At 72.1% G+C, this 4660-nt stretch carries 2 protein-coding genes; both read left to right on the top strand.

Annotated features, from left to right (window positions below; all coding sequences use genetic code 11):
• Positions 1-333 (top strand): acyl carrier protein (locus tag ACL06G_RS21350; RefSeq protein ID WP_412788133.1); only part of this gene is annotated, 333 nt, incomplete at its 5' end.
• 43 nt (positions 334-376) lie between these two features.
• A partial coding sequence (locus ACL06G_RS21345; RefSeq protein ID WP_412788132.1) for a type I polyketide synthase occupies positions 377-4660 on the top strand: 4284 nt, incomplete at its 3' end.

Raw genomic sequence — 4660 nt, 5'->3', positions numbered from 1 at the left:
AGCCGCCCCGAGGCGTTGGACGACACCCCGGCCGAGACCCGCCTGGAGAAGGTCATCCTCGGCGTCGTGACCGCGCGCAGCAGGCACGAACGGATCGGCGTACTCGACAACTTCTTCGAACTCGGCCTCGACTCGCTCACGATCACCCGGATCTACCGGGACCTGCGCGACGAACTCGGTTTCGACTTCCCCATCACGGCGCTCTTCGGCGAACCCAACGTCCGGCGCCTCGCCACCCATCTCGCCGGCACCGCCAGTGGGCCCACGCCGGCCCAGGACGCCTACGACCGCGCGCGCCTGCGCCGCCAGGCCCGAGTGCGCCGCGCGAAGTGACCCGACGCCCACCGTGCGGCGCGTATCCGAGGAAAGGACGCACATGACAACGGCCTTCGAGCAGGAAGCGGGCGACATCGCGGTCATCGGCATGGCCGGACGGTTCCCCGGAGCCCGCGACCTGACCGAGTTCTGGGCGAACCTGCGGGACGGGGTGGAGTCGATCCGCACCCTCACGGACGAGGAGCTGTCCCCCCACGTCCCGCCGGAGCTGCTGCAGGACCCCGACTACGTCCGGGCGGGCGGAGTGCTGGAAGACGTCGACCGGTTCGACGCCCGGTTCTTCGGCTACAGCGCACGCGAGGCCGCTCTCCTCGATCCGCAGCACCGCGCGCTGCTGGAATGTGCCTGGCACGCCCTGGAGGACGCCGGTCACCCGGAAGGCGGCCGCGGCGTGGGCGTGTACGCGGGCTGCAGCCTCTCCGGCTACCTTCTCAACAACCTGCTTCCCGGCCGGAGCGTCGACGCGTCCGCCGCCGGATTCGAGCTGCTGATCGCCAACGACAAGGACTACCTGGCCAGCCGCATCGGCTACAAGCTCGGGCTGGAGGGCCCGGCCGTCTCCGTGCAGACCGCCTGCTCCTCCTCCCTGGTCGCCGTCCACATGGCCGCACAGTCCCTGCTCTCCTACGAGTGCGACGTCGCACTCGCCGGCGGCGCGACGGTGCGTGTGCCGCACCATGCCGGGTACCGCTTCGAGGAGGGCATGATCCTCTCCCCGGACGGTCACTGCCGGCCCTTCGACTCCCGGGCCAACGGCACCGTGGGCGGCAACGGCGCTGGGCTGGTCGTCCTCAAGCGGCTCGCCGACGCACGCGCCGACGGCGACCGCGTCGATGCCGTCATCAAGGGGTCGGCTCTCACCAACGACGGTTCCGACAAGGTCGGTTACACCGCTCCGAGCGTCCACGGACAGGCGGCCGCAGTGGCCGCCGCGCTCGGCGTCGGAGGGATCGAGCCGGACACCGTGACCGCCATCGAGGCCCACGGCACCGGCACCCCGCTCGGCGACCCCGTCGAAGTCGCCGCGCTCAACGAGGTGTTCCGCACCTCCACCAAGGACACCGGCTTCTGCGCCCTCGGATCGGTCAAGTCCAACATCGGGCACCTGGACAGCGCAGCAGGCATCTCGGGCTTCCTGAAGGCTGTCCTCCAACTGCGCAACCGGCAGCTCGCCCCCACCCTTCACTACAGCGAACCCAACCCCCGCATCGACTTCGCCGACTCCCCGTTCTCCGTGTGCGACCGGCTCCAGGAGTGGAAGGGACGGGACGCGGCCCCGCTGCGTATCGGCGTCAGCTCCTTCGGCTTCGGCGGGACCAACGCCCACGTCGTGCTGGAGGAGGCCCCGGACCGCCCCGCGGCGCCGCCGCCCGCACGGGCCGTGCAACTGCTTCCCCTCTCGGCCCGCACCCCCGCAGCTCTCGACGCCGCGGCAGCCGATCTCGCCGACGCCCTCCGCGCCCCCGACGCCCCCGCCCTGCCGGCCGCCGCGCACACCCTGCAGAGCGGCCGCCGGGCCTTCACCCACCGGCGGATCGTCATCGGAAGGGAACCGGGCGATGCCGCCGAGGTTCTCGACGGCGCCGACCCGGCGAGGACCGCGAACGGCACGGCCACGAGCGGTGCCCGGATCGCGCTCCTGCTGCCCGGCCAGGGCAGCCAGTACCCCGGCATGGGCCGCGAGCTGTACACCGGCGAGCGCGTCTTCCGCGAGCGCATCGACGAGTGCGCGGAGACCCTGCGCCCGTACCTCGGACGCGACCTGCGCACCCTGCTCCACCCGGAGAACCCCGGCTCCGCCGAACTGCGCGACGCCGCCGACACCCTGCGGCGCACCGAGTTCGCGCAACCGGCCCTGGTGACCGTGGAGTACGCCCTGGCCGAGTTGCTGAGCAGCTGGGGACTGCGCCCGGCCGCCCTGCTGGGCCACAGCGTCGGAGAGATCACCGCCGCCTGCCTCTCGGGTGCGCTCTCCCTGCCAGACGCCCTGCGCCTGGCCGCCCGACGCGGCGCCCTCATGCAGCAGCTTCCGCCCGGCGCCATGCTCTCCGTCGCCCTCGACGAGGCCGCCCTCGTTCCGATGATGCCCGAGGGACTGTCGCTGGCCGCCGTCAACGCTCCGGGACTGTGCGTCGTCTCCGGACCGCAGGACACCGTGGAGGCGTTCGCGCAGGAACTCGCGGGCCGCGACATCGGCCACACCCGGCTGCACACCTCGCACGCCTTCCACTCGGCGATGATCGAGCCGGCGCTCGCCGAACTCGCCGAGGAAGTACGCGGCCTCACCGCCGCCGCGCCCCGCGTCCCGTACCTCTCGAACCGCACCGGCGACTGGATCACCGCCGGACAGATCGCCGACCCGGCCTACTGGACCGGCCACGCCCGCGACGCGGTGCGCTTCGGCGACGGCGTGGACCGGCTCCTGGAGCAGGAGGACCTGCTGCTCGTCGAGGCCGGGCCAGGGCGCACCCTGACCACTCTCGCCCGCGGCGCGGACGGTGCGCTGCGCCGCACACTCGTCCCCACCATGCCCGGCCCGGACGACGAGGCGGACGCCCAGGACTTCCTGCTCACCGCCGTCGGGCGCCTGTGGGCCTCCGGCGCCGACATCGACTGGGACGCCCTGGAGGGCACCGGCGGCACGCGCCACCGGGTCGCGCTGCCCGGATACCGCTTCCAGCGGCGCCGTCACTGGGTCGAGGCACCCGCCGGCACGGGTACCGCCGCGCAACCGGTGATCGACACACCGGACGACGAGGACGACGAACCGGCACACCTGGACAGCCGTCCCGAACTGAGCACCCCCTACCAGGAGCCGCGCGACGCCCGCGAACGGACCGTCGCCGCGGTGTGGCAGGACCTGCTCGGTGTCAGCCCCGTCGGCGTCCACGACAACTTCATCGAGCTCGGCGGGCACTCGCTGCTCGCCACCCGGGTCGTCGCCCGACTGAAGGAGGAGACCGGTGTCGCCCTCCCGATGCGGGAACTGGTCCAGGCCTCCACCGTCGCCGCGATCGCCGAACTCCTTGCCCATCACGGCGGCGACGCCGCCCCCGCGGCCGACCCGCAGGACCGGATGCCGACGGCCGTCCCCGATCCGGAGAACCTCTACGAGCCGTTCCCGCTCACCGAGATCCAGCAGGCCCAGTGGATCGGCCGGATGGGCAACTTCCACCTCGGCAACGTCGCCGCCCACATCTACTGGGAGGTGGAGAACGCCGGCATCGACCTGGACCGGCTCGCGGCCGCGTGGAACGTGCTGCTGCGACGGCACCCCATGCTCAACGCCGTCCTCACCGACGACGGCAGGCAGCGCATCCTCCCCGACCAGGGACCGTACGTCTTCGATACCGTCGACCTGCGCGACCGCCCCGAGGACGAACGCACGGCCCGGCTGGAGGAGCTGCGGGAACGCATCTCGCACGAGATGCGCCCGACGGACACCTGGCCCCTGTTCGGCATCACCGCCGTGCTGCTGCCGGAGGACCGCACCCGTCTGTTCCTCAGCTTCGATCTGCTGATCGCCGACATCGGCAGCATCCGCATCCTGCTCCAGGAGTGGCGGCAGCTGTACGCGGACCTCGGCACCGCCCTCCCCGAACTGCAGATCTCCTACCGGGACTACGTGCTGGCCGCCGCCCAGGTGCGCCGCACCTCCCTGTACGAGACGTCCCTCGCCTACTGGCGGGAACGTGCTGCCGAGCTGCCGCCCGCTCCCGACCTGCCGCTCGCGGTGTCCCCGTCGGAGCTGGACACCCCGCGCTTCACGCCGCGGAGCCACGTCCTCGCCCAGGACGACTGGCGGCGTGTCAAGGAACGTGCCGCGAGCCTGGGCGTGACGCCCTCGTCCGTGCTGCTCGCGGTCTATGCGACGGTCCTCGGCGGCTGGACGCGCAGCTCCCGCTTCACCCTCAACGTCACCGTCATCAACCGGCTGCCGGTCCACCCGGACGCCGACGGGCTCGTCGGCGAGTTCGCCTCCTTCGATCTGCTGCCCGTCGACCTGGAGCAGCACCGGGGCGTCGCGGACATCGCGCGCGCCCTCCAGGAGCGCGCCTGGGAGGATCTGGAGTACCGCTACGTCAACGGGGTCGACGTACTGCGGGAACTGGCACGCCAACGCGGCGGGACCACCGGCTCGGTCATGCCCATCGTCTTCACCAGTACCCTCGTGCAGGACACCGGCGACCAGGGCGAGACGCTGTTCGACTGGCTCGGCGACATGGTGCACGAGTCCGTCCAGACGCCGCAGGTGTGGCTGGACGCAGCCGTGCTGGAGACCAGCAAGGGGCTCTACATCAGCTGGCCCGCGGTCGAGAAGCTT

It is taken from the genome of Streptomyces callyspongiae, assembly GCF_047200695.1.
In the GTDB taxonomy this organism is placed as follows: domain Bacteria; phylum Actinomycetota; class Actinomycetes; order Streptomycetales; family Streptomycetaceae; genus Streptomyces.
Note: the sequence above shows the minus strand (reverse complement) of the source record. Positions and strands in the feature narration are given on the sequence as shown.